The 19,553-nt window shown below is 44.2% G+C and carries 21 protein-coding genes; all 21 read right to left on the reverse strand.

Going from position 1 to position 19,553, the window contains the following annotated elements; translation table 11 throughout:
* Positions 1-954, reverse strand: a complete 954-nt coding sequence (locus MKY19_RS21040; RefSeq protein ID WP_231573320.1) for a heptaprenyl diphosphate synthase component 1 — start codon at positions 952-954, stop codon at positions 1-3.
* Positions 955-984: 30 nt separating this feature from the next.
* Positions 985-1,527 (reverse strand): hypothetical protein, encoded by a 543-nt coding sequence (locus MKY19_RS21045; protein ID WP_339266187.1) that lies wholly within the window; start codon positions 1,525-1,527, stop codon positions 985-987.
* Between the two features lie 94 nt (positions 1,528-1,621).
* Positions 1,622-1,870 (reverse strand): trp RNA-binding attenuation protein MtrB, encoded by a 249-nt coding sequence (mtrB, locus tag MKY19_RS21050; RefSeq protein ID WP_042190204.1) that lies wholly within the window; start codon positions 1,868-1,870, stop codon positions 1,622-1,624.
* A 117-nt stretch (positions 1,871-1,987) separates the two neighbouring features.
* Positions 1,988-2,260 carry an HU family DNA-binding protein gene (locus MKY19_RS21055; RefSeq protein WP_036676223.1) on the reverse strand — a complete coding sequence of 91 codons (273 nt, stop codon included), beginning with the start codon at positions 2,258-2,260 and terminating at the stop codon, positions 1,988-1,990.
* A gap of 376 nt (positions 2,261-2,636) precedes the next feature.
* Positions 2,637-4,115: a stage IV sporulation protein A gene (gene spoIVA, locus MKY19_RS21060; protein ID WP_042129583.1), complete on the reverse strand. Its 1,479-nt coding sequence runs from the start codon at positions 4,113-4,115 to the stop codon at positions 2,637-2,639.
* Positions 4,116-4,512: 397 nt separating this feature from the next.
* Positions 4,513-6,561, reverse strand: a complete 2,049-nt coding sequence (locus tag MKY19_RS21065) for a serine hydrolase domain-containing protein (protein ID WP_339797453.1) — start codon at positions 6,559-6,561, stop codon at positions 4,513-4,515.
* Positions 6,562-6,817: 256 nt separating this feature from the next.
* Positions 6,818-7,564, reverse strand: a complete 747-nt coding sequence (locus tag MKY19_RS21070) for a hypothetical protein (RefSeq protein WP_339797456.1) — start codon at positions 7,562-7,564, stop codon at positions 6,818-6,820.
* Positions 7,565-7,594: 30 nt separating this feature from the next.
* The gene (locus MKY19_RS21075; RefSeq protein ID WP_339797458.1) at positions 7,595-7,963 is read right to left on the reverse strand and encodes a 2Fe-2S iron-sulfur cluster-binding protein; all 369 of its coding nucleotides are present in this window, start codon (positions 7,961-7,963) and stop codon (positions 7,595-7,597) included.
* 34 nt (positions 7,964-7,997) lie between these two features.
* Positions 7,998-8,177, reverse strand: coding sequence for a DUF2768 family protein (locus MKY19_RS21080; RefSeq protein WP_042129589.1), 180 nt, complete (start codon positions 8,175-8,177; stop codon positions 7,998-8,000).
* Positions 8,178-8,372: 195 nt separating this feature from the next.
* Positions 8,373-8,648, reverse strand: a complete 276-nt coding sequence (locus MKY19_RS21085) for a stage VI sporulation protein F (RefSeq protein WP_042190213.1) — start codon at positions 8,646-8,648, stop codon at positions 8,373-8,375.
* A gap of 66 nt (positions 8,649-8,714) precedes the next feature.
* A complete protein-coding gene (locus MKY19_RS21090) occupies positions 8,715-9,755 on the reverse strand; it encodes an NAD(P)H-dependent glycerol-3-phosphate dehydrogenase (RefSeq protein ID WP_042190215.1) in 1,041 nt (346 codons plus the stop codon).
* Positions 9,748-10,365: a glycerol-3-phosphate 1-O-acyltransferase PlsY gene (gene plsY / locus MKY19_RS21095; RefSeq protein WP_042129592.1), complete on the reverse strand. Its 618-nt coding sequence runs from the start codon at positions 10,363-10,365 to the stop codon at positions 9,748-9,750. Before plsY ends, MKY19_RS21090 begins: the two co-directional genes overlap by 8 nt.
* A 12-nt stretch (positions 10,366-10,377) precedes the next feature.
* Positions 10,378-11,703, reverse strand: coding sequence for a ribosome biogenesis GTPase Der (gene der, locus MKY19_RS21100; RefSeq protein WP_042190218.1), 1,326 nt, complete (start codon positions 11,701-11,703; stop codon positions 10,378-10,380).
* Between the two features lie 170 nt (positions 11,704-11,873).
* Entirely contained in the window at positions 11,874-13,193 is a 1,320-nt protein-coding gene (gene rpsA / locus MKY19_RS21105) for a 30S ribosomal protein S1 (protein WP_197071234.1), read from the reverse strand.
* A 175-nt stretch (positions 13,194-13,368) separates the two neighbouring features.
* Positions 13,369-13,956, reverse strand: a complete 588-nt coding sequence (locus MKY19_RS21110; protein ID WP_042190219.1) for a lysophospholipid acyltransferase family protein — start codon at positions 13,954-13,956, stop codon at positions 13,369-13,371.
* On the reverse strand, positions 13,953-14,663 hold the full coding sequence (gene cmk / locus MKY19_RS21115) for a (d)CMP kinase (protein ID WP_231573321.1): 711 nt from the start codon (positions 14,661-14,663) through the stop codon (positions 13,953-13,955). The genes MKY19_RS21110 and cmk overlap by 4 nt, the downstream gene beginning before the upstream one ends.
* A 207-nt stretch (positions 14,664-14,870) precedes the next feature.
* Entirely contained in the window at positions 14,871-15,524 is a 654-nt protein-coding gene (locus tag MKY19_RS21120; protein ID WP_042190221.1) for a flagellar brake domain-containing protein, read from the reverse strand.
* 129 nt (positions 15,525-15,653) lie between these two features.
* Entirely contained in the window at positions 15,654-17,012 is a 1,359-nt protein-coding gene (gene ypeB / locus MKY19_RS21125) for a germination protein YpeB (protein WP_076284556.1), read from the reverse strand.
* A gap of 360 nt (positions 17,013-17,372) precedes the next feature.
* Complete coding sequence (gene prsW / locus MKY19_RS21130; RefSeq protein WP_042129603.1) at positions 17,373-18,068, reverse strand: glutamic-type intramembrane protease PrsW; 696 nt, start codon at positions 18,066-18,068, stop codon at positions 17,373-17,375.
* A 148-nt stretch (positions 18,069-18,216) separates the two neighbouring features.
* A complete protein-coding gene (locus MKY19_RS21135) occupies positions 18,217-18,831 on the reverse strand; it encodes a genetic competence negative regulator (RefSeq protein WP_042190227.1) in 615 nt (204 codons plus the stop codon).
* A gap of 263 nt (positions 18,832-19,094) precedes the next feature.
* Complete coding sequence (locus MKY19_RS21140; protein WP_339266200.1) at positions 19,095-19,490, reverse strand: hypothetical protein; 396 nt, start codon at positions 19,488-19,490, stop codon at positions 19,095-19,097.
* Between the last annotated feature and the right edge of the window lie 63 nt (positions 19,491-19,553).

Here is a 19,553-nt window from a genome sequence, read left to right on the forward strand (position 1 = left end):
TTAACCCTCCACGGCTGCTTGTCCTGTGACCTTCATCTGCAGGAGAAAACGATCCAGCGCGATCTCTAGCTCTCTAAGTAAACTCTCGTCTTTAACGCTTTGCAATAGTCCCTGAATAGACTGAAGCGACTGATGAAGCTTGTCCGTCAGTTGCGAATCACATTTATATTTCATTTTTAGCATCTTCCATTCCTTCTGATCAAGGTTCAGGTCTTGAAGTTGCTTACGTTCTTCCTCTGTTGCAGTCTCCATCATCTTCCAATAGCAATAGCCATTCCCTGCATTCGCAGGATCATCACTACGAAGAAGCTCAATAGCAACGGTCTCGCACTGACTGAATTCTGCCAGCAGTTTTTCCCACAGCTCCACTAAGGAGTTCTCAATCATAGGCGTAAAAGAAAGGAACAGCCGCATATTCAGCTGTACCATGTGCCGCAAGTATTGTTCAGCCGAAAGGCGTATGCCTCTCATCTTCACGTAGAGATTCGCTTTCAAGACATTGAAATCTGCAATCGCCTTACTCAAGATTCCAATCATCTCGATCTGATCACTCTTTGCAAGCAAATGGTAAAACCAGCTGCTAAAGTAATCGCCAGCTAGTACCTTCAATTGACGGGAACGCATAGGGTCTCCCCCCCGTCTATCATTCGAACGGTCAATGACCTCATGCGTGTCCAGACCTAGTTGAACAAGCGCTGTCACAAGCGTGTACAACTCTCCGGCACTTCCTTTTGCAGAAGAAGCATGATTTAGAAAAATATATAACAAATGACCCCGGCCATCAGAAAACGGCGGCAAATCCGTATGCTTCTGAATCATGTCGTAGTCGGTGTAGGGTTTAGCCAGTTGCGGTATGCAGTACGGTTTCATTTCAGCCTCCGAAGCCATTGACATAATAATAATTCGTTTGTTCACAATCTTGTCTATTATATCACATGTTTTTTTGTCACGCACTGTGGTACGCCTGAGTTTCTTTTAATCCTTTCAAGGATAAATGAACTGTTTCTTCCAGAGCTCGGTTTCACTAATGCGGAAGCCCGTTTTGAGACGATCCGATATAGGAAGATTACCCGCAGACTGAAGTTCATCTTGCAGCGTATAAGACCATTCAAAACGTCTGATATCACCAGCTAACAGCAGTCGGCGGCTACCAAGCCATTTATCTTCTACCACAATGCGAAGTAGAAGTTGATCCACATTCGAGGTTTCCTGAATAGCAAAGGAAATGGCCTGAGCCATATTTTGATAGAGTTCCTCAGGTTCATGATCGTTCCCGCTCACTTTCAGATCCAGTGACAGAACATGATCTTCCCAGCCAACGCTATCTATGGATAAGGTCAACGGAAGAGCGCCCAGAACATCAACAAGATTGTCATTGCCCAGCACTATGTTATGGCTGCCAGTAAAAGTCTCCACTGTCCCATTTCTCTGCTGTACGGATGAGTCTAAGTCTGCCAGTTTCGGCAAAATAACAGCAGAGGTCGCAGTCAAGAGTAATACGGCACCAATCAACCAGGCTTTGTTCATGGACACGCCCCCTTATCCATAGTACCCACTTTTTTTGTGGATATGATCATTCACCCTTACTATATTTTGAAAAAAAGCAGGCTATGCCTGCTTTTCAGCTTTCACTTTCCAATTGTCCGTGTTTCGTTAAAATTTCAGCTTTTCCGCGGATTTTCATTGCTGAGGTATGATCGGTAAATTGGGCAATCAACACCTCACCCTTGTCTAGCTTCTCTGTATGATGAAAGCGTGTATCCGTACCTCTAGTTAGCCCAATGACTTGAACGCCATTTTCTTTGGCCTTAACCACAATATAGTCGCTACCTGTCGGAAGCGGATTTTCGCTCGTATTTTTATCCGTCATCGCTGATCCTCCTCTAAACCTAATGTACAGCCCATGCTATTCCAAAAAACAAATGCCGCCTTGGAGGGCGGCATAGTTGTTACTTAAAAAGACTATGGGATTGATATGTAGAAATCTTTATTTGATTCCGTCTTTCAGCGCTTTACCAGGTTTGAATGCCGGTACCTTGCTTGCAGGAATTTCGATTTCTTCACCAGTTTGTGGGTTACGGCCTTTACGTGCGGAACGTTCGCGCACTTCAAAGTTTCCGAATCCAACCAGTTGTACTTTATCACCGCTTTGCAGCGCTTCTGTAATTGCTTCGAAAACCGCATCTACAGCTTTAGTAGCATCCTTCTTGGGAAGTTCAGTTGCTTCTGTAACTACATTGATCAAATCAGATTTATTCATGTTTTCTCACCTCCCTGAGTAAATTTCCGGTATCATACACTGTTTCCGTTTAAACGTAAAATATACGTGATAATCCCGTTTATTACTGAACACTGGCGCCCATAGACCTTGAAGCGCAACAAACTTATAGTAATACAGCCCATCCATAAATTCAAGCAGTTAGACAAAAAAGGAGTAGAAATTATCATCTATGCTTGCATAAACGTCCAATTGCCATCTAATTTTATAGACCTATAAGACCAGGTTAATTCTTCTTTTCAGAAAAAAAATTGAGTCAGATTCACCGTTATTATAGGAACTAGGAATCAAGTTTCGTTATTTTTACGCATAAAAAGAGTGGGATCTCTCCCACTCTTCCAATCTGCTTAAATTTAAGTTAGAGAATAATTGCAATAAGCCCGCCTGAGCCTTCATTGATGATCCGACCAAGCGTTTCTTGCAATTTGTAGCGCGCATTATCCGGCATCATCGCGATCTTGCCTTGAATACCTTCCCTCACAATGGAATGCAAGGAGCGCCCAAAAATATCGGATTCCCAAATCTTAATCGGGTCGTTCTCGAAATCCTGCATCAAATAACGGACCAACTCTTCACTTTGTTTCTCTGTACCAATGATTGGTGAGAACTCAGATTCAACATCAACACGAATCATATGAATAGATGGTGCGGTGGCCTTTAAGCGAACCCCAAAGCGAGAGCCTTGACGAATCAGCTCTGGTTCATCTAGCGCCATTTCAGCTAGTGAAGGAGCAGCAATACCGTAACCGGTAGTCTTGACCATTTCTAAAGCTTCAGAGAAACGGTCGTACTCTCTTTTCGCGTGTGAGAATTCCTGCATCAGCTGGAGCAAGTGATCTTTACCGCGGATTTCAACCCCTACTACCTCCATCAGAACCTGATCATACAGCTCTTCTGGGGCATACAGATCGATCTCTGCTACACCCTGACCCATGTTCATACCACTTAGGCCTGCTTTATCGATAAAATCATACTCTGTGAACTGAGATACGAGCCGGTCAACATCCCGCAAGCGGCGAATGTCTTTTACCGTATCGCGAACGGAGTTCTCATAGCTACTACGCAGCCAGTGGTTCTCTCCAAGCACCATGACCCAGCTTGGCAAGTTCACGTTTACCTCATGAACAGGGAATTCGTACAATACTTCACGCAGTACACCTGTTACATCCTCTTCGGTCATGTTTGCTGCGCTGAGTGTCATGACAGGGATATCGTATTTGATGGCTAGCTCGCTACGGAGCTGCTGTGCTTCCTCACTGCGTGGGCGAGTGGAGTTAATGACAAGCACAAATGGCTTACCCACTTCCTTCAGCTCTGCAATGACGCGCTCTTCAGAGTCCACGTACGAGTTCCGCGGAATTTCTGCAATCGTACCATCTGTTGTTACTACAACACCAAGCGTTGAATGCTCCTGGATGACCTTACGGGTCCCGATTTCTGCCGCTTCCTGAAAAGGAATTGGCTCCTCAAACCAAGGTGTAGAGATCATTCGTGGTCCATTCTCATCCTCGTAGCCTTTAGCGCCTTCTACAGCGTAACCCACACAGTCTACCAGTCGAACGTTAACCTCAAGCCCTTCCGCAACCTTGATTTGGACTGCGTTGTTAGGCACGAACTTAGGTTCAGTGGTCATAATTGTTTTGCCTGCTGCGCTTTGCGGAAGCTCATCCACAGCTCTTACCCGATCTGCCTCATTCGTGATGTTAGGCAGGACAATTGTTTCCATGAAGCGCTTGATAAATGTCGATTTCCCCGTGCGAACCGCGCCGACGACGCCAAGATAAATGTCTCCGCCGGTACGCTCGGCAATGTCCTTGAAAATATCCACTTTTTCCAAAAGAGATCCCCTCCTCATATTACTCCGAAGAAAAAATGCCTGAAGAGCATCGACTTCGCGTTCCGCCGGTAATCTGACCCTTGCAGGACATCAACCGGACTTATCGTATGCCCGCCCGAAGCCTAGCTGCTTTCGACCGGGACGTACTGGCCCCGCGCTAAACTCCGAATGCTCGGACATGCATTTGGACTAGTATCATCATATGTATCCGGAACGAATTTATGACCCATAATCGCGCATTTTGCAATGTAATTTCTAAAAATTAGTTGTGCGCGCCGCAAGGCGTCTGACGCCCGGAAGCTTTCTCATCCATCATATGAGGTAGGGTTCATTGATAGAACTAACAAAATAGCCAGCTATAATAGCTGGCCCAATCCAATATATGCGTATCTACTCTCTATTTCAGTAGCGTAATACCAAATGAAGCTCCGGCATTCCCGGCAAATACAATATTGCCCTTAATAGGTAGTACAACCTCATTGTTACTACTAATGACCGTGTTATTCACTAGGGCTCCCGTTTCATCGTATACCATAAAAGCACCTTTTGCTGGCATCTTAACTACCATTTTCTTTCCAGCCGCTGTTTCGGGAACACTGAACCATCTAGCATAACCATCAGCTTGTATCATAGCTATCGACGATTTGCCTTTATAGAGCGGATTCACTCCGTCCTCACTCATATACAAGGTTCCAGCCGCATTAAAGTACTCTATGCCCTCTTTGGCATAGAAAAGAATATCAAATGTATCTCGGCCCGCGATGCCAGGAATTTGGTGCTGGCTCCCAGCCGTATTTGGACCTGTTATCTTCATACCTTTGAAATAACCCTCACTTGTCTGTATTGTTGGTCTAATCATGTTCATATAGGTGATGGAACTGAATTTCTCGCTGACTGGATAGTATAACTTACCTTCTCTTTTTGCCCATGCATCTGCGGTTTGTTTATTCAGTGCTGCAACTTCCAATTTCTCCGCCTTATATTCAGAATACGCAAGCTGGCCTAATTCAGGAACCGAAATATACTGGCTCATCCACAAATAAGTCCGTCCGTTGCTTTCCTTTACAAAATTAATCTTTGTGCTGCCTTCCTCATCAACAAAAGTTCCATCCGTGGTGTAAATAAATTTTTGTTCCGGAGCAGTCATTCCTGATAACAAGAGTTCCCCGTCTTTGATAGCTGCCTTCCACTGATCGCCTAGAGTACTGTAATAACCTGCGTATTTCACAAGATCTTTTGGCATGTCAGCCTTAACTGGCTTGCCAAATGATTTATCTGGCTTGATTTCTTTAATTGCGCCCTTCTCTTTCATCGCCTGAAGGAGCAGTTCACTTGCCAGCAGTTGATTAATTGAGGAGCTCCCGCCCGAGGTAATGACTGCTGCAGCCATATTCTGTACAGGAAGCACGACGAGGGAGGATTGATACATTTGTGTATCTCCTCCTTTAACAAGAGCTTTTATACCATAATCGTTAAAAGGGAATAATCGCACACTATCCCAACCAAGTCCGTAGTCAGCAGAATTATCCCCGTCTTTGGGCCAAAATCCCTTTCTATACTCTTCTTGCTCCATGGCCTGTACTGATTTGGTTGAGAGTACATCTGCTCGCTTCCCAGTAAAGATTTGCGAGAATCGGACCAAATCCTCCGCAGTAGAGTAGACTCCGCCTGTACCAATCGCATTGGTCGTCTCCGTTGGAAGCTGCCCCTCATATGCAGGAGAGTAAAGGCCGGCAAATTTGCTTGAATCTACCATGTCTTGTGGCGTCATGGTATGGTTCATACCCAAAGGTACAGCAAAATTGTCATGAATGAATGTAGTAAATGTCATGTTACTGACTCTTTCTACAAGAATTTCTGCGAGCGTGAATCCATCATTGCAATACACTGAAAAAGCTCCCGGTTCTGCCTTTAATTTCTGTGTAGACAAGTTCTCCAGCAGTGAATCGTGTACGTACGTATCTGGATCATTGAATAAAAATGCACTGTTTAAACTCGAACCCTGCAAACCGGATGAGTGATTCAACAACATGCGTGGGGTAATCTTTTTATAACGTTCATCTTCCATTTTAAAATCCGTAATATATTGTACGACAGGAGTATCGAGATTAATCTTGCCTTCATCAACTAATTTCATGACCGCTGACGCCGTAAACATTTTGCTCGTAGAGCCAATACCATAGATTGTTTCCTTCGTTAAAGGGATTTTTCCTGCTTTGTCGTTAATTCCTGTTTGTCCCGATACTTTGATCACTCCATTGTCGATCAAAGCATACTGTACGCTGGTTATCCCATATTGTTCAGTTAGAAGCGCTGCTTTCTCAGCAGCGAGCTTCTCTAGTGTCTTAGAAGAAACCGTAGCTACGCTGGAAGCCATCGCGCTTGTAGGAATAAGTGGGGTCAGGGCTAAGGCCGCTGCAAGCGTCCATATGATATTTTTTTTCATGTCATCAACATCCTTTTGTCTCTAATTTTGTACGATTATGAATTATTCACGATTCATCTCTAGCCTGAACTAAATCTCCCTTCCTACCTTCATTCTAACAATCCAGTCTTACGCGCCATTAAACAGAACCTTAATTCCATCTACGATTTATGTAAGACAATTAAGCTTCTGTTAAGGCAATATCTGAACAACACAAAAACGCCTAATCCTTCGGATATAACCGAAGCTTAGACGCTCTTAAGCTTTAACTTCCACTTCAACTAGGAGACTGCGGGACAGGCTGATTGTTAATCCATAGATACGGCAAAGACTTCACGGGCACGTAATAGGAAGCTTCCTCCAGATCTAGTCGCAAATCTTTTTTCTCGTCATGTTCCCCACCATTCTTTTCGATGGCAGCTATAATATCAAAGACATAATCTACATAGACCGTTCCAGCCTTATCCATGATGAAATCAAGAACCTGCCCGGAATAGACGCTAGTTAATGATATGGAGCTTGTTCCTGCCTTCTTATGATCAATGGTGTAAAGTCCAGGATATAGCTCATCCAGTACGGGCAAAGAGCCGTCATGAGCTGATTTATAACGATTAATCTGACGCTGCACATCATTCACCTTTTGAACGGTAACAAGGTCCATCACCTTAACAACTGGATCACTTTCCTCATTCAAAATAAGAAAATAAGCGCTTCCGCCCTGTTCAAAAGCCGTAGCCGGAATATCATCCAAATATCCCTTATTGTTCAGCTTGCCTAGGTCTATCCTGAACTTCTCATATCTTGGAGTAGCTTCATCCGCATTAAGGATCGGAAGCACACCTTCCTCTTGTTGAAAATCATCAACGGCTGCTTGTATCCGTTTAACACTTTCTCGATAATTAACGCTAGCACGCTTTTCTTCTCCAGGATACAGACAACCGGAAAGAGTAAGAGCGATTGACATCACTACCAGAAAAAGTCTTGCTCCTGCCTTTAGCTTCTTCTTTTTTCGTATAAACTCCAACCGAGTCCCTCCCACGGTGACAATCTAACACTACCACAGCTCATCTTCTTCCCCACGCCGCGCAGCTTCAAGCTTACGGCGTACAGCAGCCTTAAGTGGATCTTCTGGCACCTGAACGTTCACATCGCTCCATACGGCAGCCTGACAAGCCAGACGCACTCCTTCTTCTAACGTAGTTCCAAGCTTACGTCGTTCAATATCCCCTGGCGGTCTCAGCGCTGTGGCCTCTTCAGTCGCAATTTTAACCTTGCACATCAGACAGCCTGCTTTGCCTCCACAGCGAGTGGTAATCGTCACTCCGGCTTTACGAGCTGCCTCCAGTACCGAGATACCACGATTCACCACAGCTTTACGACCTTCAGGTTGAAACATAACGGTGACGCCATTTTGCGATTTCATGATGTTACTTCCTTCCTCAACATTATGTAACTGCTTACATAATCGAAACAACTCCGCCCAATAGGCCAACTAACATGATGACAAACGCAAGGATAGATAGCAGTGCTTTAAGCAGTCCCTTTGTTTTGCTCCGAGCAAAAGTTATTAGAAATACAGACAGTCCCATAATCAGCATTGCAATCAGGGACAACCACATTTTTGTCATCGGATCCAAGGTCAAAGCCCCCATTCGCCTGTAATATATTAGGGATTATTATATCATGACCTTATCCTATTCTGTAAAAAAACATCATTTTTTATATATTATTATTAAGATATTTTAGCTGAGAGAGTTTTACAATAAATAAAAAAAGAGCAAAAGATAACAGAATCTCATGGATTCTGAATCCTTTGCTCACCCAACCTAAAGCTATTTTTTAAGCATCATTTTCATTAAAGACTCCATTGTGCCGGAACCTGCGCCGCCTTTTTTGACGGCATTAATAATTTCCTGCACAGTAGCTTCACTGACCGGCACTTTCGCCATCGATGACACCTGCTTAATTAACTGGCGGAGCTGGGCTTCATTCTGCGTAGTTCCTGGTTTGACCGTACTGGCTAGCTTTTTGACGGCACTTTCCGTAATGTTCTTGCCCGCCTTTTTGTTAATGGCGTTCAATGCATCCTTGGAAAAATCTCTGCTCACTTTTCATCCCTCCTCCGTCAATCCCCAATACAACATATGAGAATTTGCGGAAAAAGGTGAACAGGATCAGGAATGCCACTGCTCCCAAGTTTCCTGAGATATTGCCTCAAGCTCAGGTTTACGATCACGGCCCATCAGAGCTTCAACAGCACTACGTGGACTTCTACCTTTAAATAGGACATGATAAATTTGATCTGTAATGGGCATTTGAACTCCAAGCTTGATGGAAATGGCATAAGCTGCCTCCGTGGTACGAATACCTTCGACAACCATTCCCATCGACTCCAGTACCTCATCCAGTGGTTTCCCTTGCCCGAGCATAAAGCCAGCACGCCAGTTACGGCTGTGCTGGCTCGTAGCAGTCACTACAAGATCGCCAACACCTGCAAGCCCTGCAAAGGTCAAAGGATTCGCTCCAAGCTCGACGCCCACCCGAGAAATCTCGGCCAGTCCACGTGTCAGAAGCGCCGCCTTAGCATTATCCCCAAATCCTAGACCATCGGATAAACCTGCACCGAGTGCAATAATATTCTTTAGTGCGCCGGCAAGCTCTACTCCTACCTGATCACGGTTCGTATATACACGAAAATCATTGTTTATGAACAATTCCTGTGCTTCAGCAGTACGCTTATCATCAGGTGAAGCCACAACAACTGTAGTAGGACACAGGCGCACTACTTCCTCTGCATGACTCGGTCCGGAGAGAACGACAATCTGACCTTCGTCACAGCCCAGTTCTTCAGCAATAACTATGGACATCCGTTTCTTGCTTTCAGTCTCAAAGCCCTTCGTAGCATGAACGCATAGCATTTCATCCTTCCAGAACGGCTTCAGACTGCGAGCAACCTGTCGCATACCTGAAGATGGGGCTACAATAACAACCGCTTTAGAACCGGAAACTGCGGTCTCCAGATCGGTGGTTGCAATGATGTTTGCGGGCAGAGAAATCCCCGGTAAATACTTATTATTGATATGAGAACCATTGATCTCGGCAGCTTGATCAGAGTTACGTGTCCACAGATAAACTTCCGAGTGATTCGCAGCCAGCACACTTGCCAGCGCAGTTCCCCAGCTCCCCGCTACTAGTACGGTTACTTTATCAGACAACACGATTCCCTCCTTTTACTTTTGAGCCTATCTTGTTCTCACGGCCCTCTACAATCTTAACAATATTCGTCCGGTGCCGCCAGAAGGCAAAAACCGCAATGATAATACTGGTCCAGAGCACAGGCTGTGTAAATCCTGTCAATAATAGAAAAACCGGTGTCAGCGCGACAAAAATCAACGAGCCAAGTGACACGTAACGAGTGATAAAGATAGATCCTATGGCGATAACACCAGCGAGCAGTGCAGGCCATAAACACAGTGTGGCCATAACACCGATCGTAGTAGCGATGCCCTTTCCCCCACGGAAACGAAAGTAAAGCGGCCAGTTATGTCCGACAATGGCAGCGATTCCGCAAAGAGCAGCAACCCAGGTTCCCCAGCCGCCTACCCAAGTTCCTAACCAAACTGCGGCAACACCCTTCAGTACATCCAGTACTAGCACAGATATCGCAGGACCTTTTCCCAGTACACGCAGTGTATTGGTAGCCCCCGCATTGCCGCTCCCATATTGACGGATATCAATTCCCTTTAGTAGCTTGGCGAACAGCACACTAAAGCTGACAGAACCAAGCAAATAGCTTACAACGATAACCAGAAGTTCAAGCGCCACACTTCTTCTCCCCTAACCTTCGTTTTCGGATTTGCGCCGTGTAAAGAGACGGATTGGCGTTCCCTCGAAATTAAACGCCGCGCGGATTTTATTCTCCAAGTAACGTTCATAGGAGAAGTGCATCAGCGATGGGTCATTTACGAACACCACGATCGTCGGTGGCTTCACCGCAACCTGCGTTACGTAGTTAATACGTAAGCGACGGCCTTTGTCAGTTGGAGGAGGGTTAATCGCAATGGCATCCGATACAACATCGTTCACCAGATGCGTAGTAATACGTAGTGCATGCTGTTGAGATACATGCTGCACCACTGGCAGCAATTTTTGCAGGCGCTGTTTAGTTAAAGCCGACAAGAAGACAACCGGTGCGTAACTCATAAACAAGAAGTGGTCACGAATCTTAGACTCGAAGTTCTGCATAGTCTTGTCGTCTTTCTCAATGGCATCCCATTTGTTCACAACAAAAATAGATGCTTTACCAGCTTCATGTGCATAACCAGCGATATGCTTGTCCTGGTCGATGATGCCCTCTTCACCGTTAATTACAACGAGAACCACATCAGCCCGTTCAATCGCACGCATAGCACGCATAACACTGTATTTCTCAATGTTCTCATAGACCTTGCCTTTTTTGCGCATACCTGCAGTATCGATAAGCACATAACGTTGTCCATCACGTTCAAAAGGCGTATCAATAGCATCGCGAGTAGTACCCGCAATATCACTAACGATAACGCGTTCTTCACCCAGAATTGCGTTAACCAAAGAGGATTTACCTACATTCGGACGGCCAATCAAAGCTACACGAATGACATCGTCATCATATTCATCATCTATTTTCTCTGGCAGACGTTCTACGACAGCGTCCAATAAGTCACCGAGTCCTGTACCATGACTACCGGAAATTCCGATTGGATCTCCAAAACCTAGGCTATAGAACTCATAAATATCATCTGCACGCTTCATATTATCCACTTTATTAATGGCAAGAACGATCGGTTTACCTGAACGGAACAGAATCTGAGCTACCTCTTCATCTGAATTCGTCACACCACTCTTTGCCTCACACATAAATACAATAACATCCGCTTCTTCAATCGCCAGCTCCGCTTGAACGCGGATTGATTTCAGAATCGTGTCATCTCCATCAATTTCAATACCTCCGGTATCAATCACACTGAACGACTTGCCGTTCCAATCTGAAATACCATAAATCCGGTCACGTGTAATCCCCGGTTTATCTTCTACAATGGCCAATCTATCGCCAATCAGCCGATTAAAAATCGTCGATTTCCCGACGTTAGGCCTCCCAACGATTGCCACAACGGGTCTTGCCATATTCATTCCTCCTGTCATCCTTACGATACTCATCATAGCAAAAAACATTAAAATTGGCTAACACTCATGTTAGCTTTAATAAATTCTTTCTGTCACTGGAAAAAGAGAATCGGCGAACCCCCGTATCGAGGGCTCGCCGATTACTTTACCCGTATATTCAAAAAGCAGGATTAGTTATTACCTTTGAATTTGTCCAACTTGTCTCCAAAACGTTCAGCAAGCGTAAAGCTAAGGCCTTCGTTGCTTAGAGAAACGTTAGGGTTATTCAAAACTTCTTTAGGAGCTCTGTCTCTGCTGTTGCTGCGTTCAGGTCTAGCAGTAGGTGCTGGAGCTTCTTCAGTTTCTTTGATGCTCAGGCTAACACGTTTCTCGGATGGATTGAAGTCCAGTACTTTCACTTGTACTTCTTGTCCTTCTTTCAATACTTCGTGTGGAGTAGCAATGTGTTTGTGGGAGATTTGTGAAATGTGCACAAGACCTTCCACACCTGGAAGCAATTCAACGAATGCTCCGAAGTTCACAAGACGTTTTACAACGCCTGTTACAACATCACCGATGTTGATTTCGCCAGCAGCAGAGTCCCAAGGACCTGGAGCAGCAGCTTTAATACTCAGGCTGATTTTTCCTTTTTCAGGATCAACCTTAAGTACTTTAACACGCACTTTATCACCTTCAGAAACTACATCAGAAGGCTTCTCTACGTGATTCCAAGCGATTTCAGATACGTGTACAAGACCGTCAACTCCGCCCACATCAACAAATGCGCCGAATTGGGTCAGACGTTGTACAGTACCTTCAATGATTTGACCTTCAGACAGTTCAGCCATAATTTTAAGCTTGTTAGCTTCAAACTCTTCTTCAAGAACTTCTTTAGCGGACAGAATTACTTTGCTGTTCTCACGGTCAAGTTCTTTCACTTTAACGCGAAGGGTACGGCCTTTGTAATCGCTGAAATCTTCAACGAAGTGACGCTCAACCATGGAAGCTGGGATAAATCCACGTGCTCCAACATCAGCTACTAGACCGCCTTTAACAACGTCAGCCACAGTAACTTCGAAAGCTTCTTGGGAAGCAAAGTACTTCTCAAGATCTTCCCATGATTTTTCGCTATCAACAGCACGTTTGGAAAGAACAAGGCTTTCCTTGTTGTCGTTGATGCTAACAACTTTACATTCTACTTCCTGTCCAACTTCTACTGCTGCTGCAGCGTTGTCCAGTTGTACTGCGGACAATTCGCGAATCGGAATCACACCGTCGTATTTATATCCAATGCTTACATAAGCTTGGTTATCTTCAATTTTGACGATTGTTCCTTTCACGGTATCGCCTTTTTTCAGAGAAATGATTTCCAAGTCAGCTTGGTTAGTCACTTCTTCTTCGTTAACGGCAGCAACTTCTACAGCTCCGTTATTTTCTGTCACAGCGGATTCCACCGCTTCTACGGTTTCATTGCTCTCCGTAGCTTCCTGATTTTTAATTTCTTCAGACATGTGATTAGCCTCCTCGATTCAAAACCCCATTTATTTAAACCTGCGTATAGCAGAGTTCAAAACAAGCATTGCTTGGTATTACAAATTACACTTGAAGATAGTATGTTCCAAAAAATAGCGACTATGCCGTTATTTAATCATAGCACAGGACGAAATTTGTGATTCCGTTTATCCCTTAACCAACAGTTGGTATACCCGACTTCTTCATCTCATTGATGCGTTCCATAATGACATCGGTAACAGCCTCGAGAGATTCACTTCCTGCACCGGCAAATTGACTGAGATCTATAGGAGCCCCATAGACTACAACCATCCGTCGAAAGGGTTTGTACTCACCGACAATAGCGGCTGGAACAACTGCAGCACCGCTTCGAAGTGCAAAGCTTGCAGCACCTTTCTTGGCAACTCCGGCGTCAGAGTTACGCGTACCCTCCGGGAAGATACCCATGACATTACCACCGCGAAGTGTGTTAAGGGCCGTTTTAATGGATTCTTTGCTTACACCACCACGTTTGACCGGAAAAGCACCCAATTTGTTAATGAGCCAGCCAAGCACAGGAACCTCAAAAAGTTCTGCCTTAGCCATATACTTTACTTGACGGTCTAACTTAATCCCGATAGTCATCGGATCCAGCAAACTAATATGGTTGGCACAGAGCAGCACCCCGCCCTCCTTTGGCACATTCTCTTCCCCCACAATCTTAAGCGGGAAAACAATTGCGTAAATCAAGCGAAGCAATCCTCGGCAAAATACATAAATCATAAATGATTTCTCTCCCCGTCAACATGAGATCTACAATGGGATACAATGGCCTCCACGACTTGATCGATATCCATAAAGGTCGTGTCGAGAAGAATCGCATCTTCCGCACGTCGCAGCGGTGAAATCTCCCGTCCTTCATCCAGACGATCCCGCTGTGCAATATCATGTTCAAGCTGCTGAAGCGTCACCGATTCCGCGTCTCTCAATTCCTTATAACGACGGAGAGCTCTTTCTTCCACACTTGCCGTCATAAAAATCTTTACTTCGGCATCGGGCAGCACGGTCGTACCGATATCGCGGCCATCCATTACAACGCCTTTGCGAAGCGCCATCTGACGCTGCAAATGACTCAGTCTGGACCTTACACCTTCGATCTTCGAATACTGCGACACAAGGCCGCTAACCTGAAGACTCCGAATATGCGGCGTTACGTCTTCCCCATTAATCAGCACCTTCTGGATGTCTTTTTCCGGAATAAGCTCAATAACCATATCGTGAACTTTCTGGTTCACTTGATTCTGATCTTCCGGTTCTATGCCTTCTCGGATCATATACCAGGTGATTGCCCGGTACATTGCGCCTGTATCGACATAAATATAAGACAACTTCTGGGCTACCAATCGGGCTACAGTACTCTTGCCTGCCCCGGCAGGTCCGTCGATGGCGACGTTAATTCTGTCGTAAGTATGTGTACCCTGCCTATCCAACGGGGCATTCCTCCTCAAACACTCTTTCATAAGAAAAGCATCTAGCGATGTCAAGTTCATTCCTGCAATATCAAGGAGCACATACAAATGGATATGCTTGATGATATTATCAAGAAAAAAGCAGGCATTGCCTGCGACTTATAAAATTATACCACAGTTTATAATTCAGTGCAAAATCAGAACACTTAATAGAGCTAAGAAAAATGCCTATCGGTTGCGGAAATCAAACTGTCGTTCAAAGCAGTAACGTATTATTTTCTGACGCTCATTATCCGTAATAGCCACAAATTTCAGCATGGCCAATTGGCGCCCGTTTTCAAGCTTTTTAATCCGGACCACTTCACCTTCAAAGTCCACATGCTCAATACTACCATTTCGATAAGGCACTAGAACCCAGCAGGATAATTTCGCTCCCACTTCGAGCTTCACTTGGTGATCCACCAAGAAAGACGTTCCTCCGCCGCCGATATCATCTGTACGTACAAGGAATCTTTTGCCAAAGCTATCCTTCACAGCTAATTCAAGATCTGCATTCACCCGAAAAAAGCTTCGTCTCTGAATTTTGAAAATCGAATCCGCCTCTGGTTTTTGTATCCGGACCATACGAATTACATCTTCTTTAAACCCGAGAACATGAGTATTAAAGTAATTTTTAATGCCACCCTCAGTAATAAAATAAACCGAAAGCTCGTCCCCCATAAAAAGTCGTTTCAGACGACCGTCACTTTCCTGCATAGGAATTTCAATCAGGAATGCGTCGTCCTCTGTCTCTGCAATTCTCGATCTATATTCAACTTCTGCTTCAGCAGCGTCACTGGAAGCAACCTGTATGTATAGATATTCATTAATTTTAGGATACAAAGATGTCACCGCCAAATCAGTATAGTTAACAATGATTATAGCATGGGAATATCACCCAATGAGATAAATATTATTTGAATTTCAAAAATAAAGAAGAGCCCATCCAAATAATGGATGAGCCCTGTTTTTTCACTTTTGTTCTACTCCTGAAGAAGGCCTGATTTCTTCCACGGACTCTTCAATGCCGTCGTCCGCATTAAGGTAAATACGATACTGAGTACCATTTACCTCTCCGCCAAATTCGTAAGTCAAGACTTCTACGGAGTCATCATTTTTAATCCACGCCATGCGATGGTAATTCTCATTGAAATCCGAATTCAGAAATTTCTTCGCTTCCGCCAGAGTCAGCTTTGGCTTTGGAATTTTACGATTGTCCTTATGCTCATTGACATATTCGCTAGCCTCAAATCCAACCGCTGTCCCAGTATCAAGTCCAATACGGATCGTCATTTTCTCAGGATAAATCAAGACATCATTTTGGCTCGTTACAAAGGTTAAATTCCCGATATTATCATAACGGTCAGCATTAACCGCAGTCATATGAGGATATCCTTTTTTCTTAAGAAACTGCTCCGCCTTAGTAACTGCTTCTTCTAGGGTCACCTTAGCAGGTCCTATCTCACGGTTATCGTAATAAGAGATCAGTAGACCACCATTTTTGGTGAAATCCATACTGATAATCTGCTTATTATTCGAACCACTGACTGTAGCCGTATATGAAGGCCACTTCGTATTTTTGCCGTTTTCTTTAACGTCTACCTTAGCGTTCGAGCCTGCATTAGCAAACTTAATGGCTTTACGTTTGATATCTTCAACTGAAACAGGGGTACCTCCGAGCATTTTTACAGAGCGTTTATCGTAAATACTTGCAACTGAAGGACCCCAATCCAGGTCAGGGTAACCTTCGACACGTTTGTCCACCGACTTGAAGCCGTCAATAATCGAATTATCTTCTGCCTTATTCTCTGTAGCCAATGCAGTTTCAACATCCATCCAGCGTAAACGGCTACCAATCACTTTATTCTGAACATCTTGCAAATCTTTTGAGATTTCTCCAGAGCTCTTATACAATGCTTTTAAATTGCTCAATTCACCATCTGTCAAAGGCTTCTTAGCGAAATCACGAATCCCAGCTTTATAAGAAAAGTTTGAGATTTTGGACAGAAACTCCTCCGTTTTGCTAAATGGCAGTAATGTGAGTGGCAACTGATTGATTTCATTTTGTGCCTCACTGGTCATCCGCCACACATTAACAAGTCCTTTGCGGTGCATCCCGTTAGAAGCGGAGTTAACAGCTAGTGTGTTTCCCAGCTCTCCATGAAGACGCTCCACATGGTAAGACAAATCATGAAAGGCACGCTGATATTGGTTCTCCGCCTTAATTAGGATCGCATTCTTCTCCTGATTCTCCTGATAACCCCACACGAGCGCGCCAATTAACAGCAGCGCAGTCAGCGGGAACATTACAGCACTTAATCTTTTGTACATAGGGCTACAAGACTCCTTTCGATAGCTTATTGGCGTTAGTTTGACAATAAACTAGGAGTCTTATGCACCCTTCTGTAACACAATATGACTAAAGTGTTTGAATAGAGGGATTTCACTCCAAATTTGCATAGCATAGCGCTTATGCTCTCTCTTCAATTTCAAAGCCACTGCTATTACTGCAAAGGCATTGCTTAAAGCCGGTTTGAATCACACCCTGCTCTTTTATCCCTCTTAATATGTAGGTCTCACCGCATTGTTTGCAAAGTATACGGACTTTTATACGCAAAAAAAGACACCTCTCTCCTCTCTGGAATCTCCCGCTAAGGAACAATCCTTTGAATATAAGTGTGTCCATCTCGATTATAGGTTAACCTCTTCTTCTCGTTTCAGAAAGCGGAAAGGGGACCGGCTATTTGCCCTATCCACTTTCCCCATCCCTCCGTACCATAGAATAGCCATCAGAGGAACAATAAACCATATCCAGTAGTTAGCTGTCGTACTCAAAATAAAGTCATAAATCCCATGCCACAACCATGGCAGCAAGATAGAGATTAACAGAATCCCTTTTGTTTTAGCTCCTTTTGAGAACTTGGCTCTCCCTAAATGATAGCCCATAATTACACCAAACATAGCGTGTCCAGAAACCGGAAGCAGTGCTCTCAGGAACATGGAACCGATTGATGCATTGCTATACCAAGCGTACATTATATTTTCTATTGTTGCGAAGCCGAGCGAAATCGCTACGGCGTATAGTATCCCATCATATGGCTCGTCAAATTCGGTGTGATTGTAAATCATATGGTAAAGCACAAACCATTTTAGACATTCTTCCACGCCAGCGGATATGAGAAACGACTCCACATAAGGACCGCCATTCAGCCCCAGCATTAGTCCTCTCTGAATGATCATAACAGGGAATACAATCAGAAGGCCTAGCAGGAACACCTTAATAACGATATGAAGCGGTTCTTGATCATACTTATCTTTCAAATAAAAAAAGGTCAGCAGAGCAAGTCCCGGCGCTACTGCCGACGAAATAACCGATAACACGAGCACCGAATAACCTCCCTATATCCCTAGCGCCTTATTCTGCTGATTACAGCAAGGCAGATAACAGCTTTAATTCAAGAATGACCGCCATACCATCAAGAACAAGAATAGGGCTAATTAGCTAAAACGATGCTTATCAGCCCTATCATGCTATTTAATCCTGACGCTTAAAATGAGTGCACAATAACTGGACTGCATTCTCCGGCATTACTGTCTTCCCGTATTCATCGAGGACAGCTTCAGTAACCGGTGAGGAATCTCCAAACTCAGCTAGTACGCCAACAAGACCTGACAACGCTGTTTCTTCAAATTCCTTAGGATCGAAGTACAGATACCATTTATTGTTATAAGAATACAGTTTCCCCTGGGAAGTAATATTACCAATGAGCACATGGGCCGCTTCAACAAGAACCTCGAAATCGCGGAATGCATATACAATGGAGTCGCTTTGTTCAAGAGTAACTTCCATTTCGTAAATCTCTTCTGGCAATTCTTCTTCCCCGGACGCACCGTACTGATGGTGATCATATTTTCCTCGGGTCACTATAACGACCATGCCTTGGGCGGGCAATGCGAAAACTTCTACGGCAAGCGGACCGGTAGCATCAAAACCTAGTTCACTATATGCTTGGTCCATCATCTCCGTAAACAGGTCATGAACCTTGGGAACTTCCTGCCACATGTCTTCCTTCTGGATGCCCCGCTCGCTCAGGTCGTCAAAAGTGAGGAAAATCCGTATCTTATCTTGACTTAATCGCTCTATTCTCATGACAGGATCCTCCTTTTGCAAGCTCATTTATTATAATGTATGATGAGTCCCGAGTAATGAGCCAAAAATGGTTACTATGTATGTATGTTATCATTTTGCAGAGATAAATGCACGAAAATAAATATATAAAATCCTCTTAAAGCATTGCCACTACTGAAGAGCTTATTCTAATTCATAAACCATTTTAAAGCCCTTGAATATAAAAAAGAATCATTCTGCGGAATATTTCATCCTCAAAATGATTCTGAAGGAGTCCTTTACGGTTACAATCCCGGTATGGCAGTATGCGTTTCTTTAAGAATTTGCTCCACTTCGCTCTTCACTTCAGGATTGTTGCGAATGAAATCCTTTAGTAATTTGAGATTGGATTCTTTTGATTTTGCCGGTGATTCCGTTTTATGCTCAGAGGTTCCGCTGTTCGAACCATTACTTTGAGCATTGCCGCTTGTATTACTGCTTGCATTGCTGCTTGAAGCAGCAGTGTTTCCAAACCCTGTCGTAGCCATACCAATTATTTTTTCTTTTGCTTTATCTGCTGCTCCACTCATGGAACCGCCCGATTGCCCCAGCGAAGACATTAGAGAATTCCGCTTTTTGGACATAATCATACTGGCTGCGACGCCCATCAGCACCCCACATAAAAATGACGAAGTATTCATATTTCCAGCCTCCTTGTATGGTAAAATCATGTTTAGTGTTCGCGGAAAGATTGCCGCTCATGC

This window comes from Paenibacillus sp. FSL R5-0744 (assembly GCF_037972555.1).
Lineage (GTDB): Bacteria > Bacillota > Bacilli > Paenibacillales > Paenibacillaceae > Paenibacillus_AQ.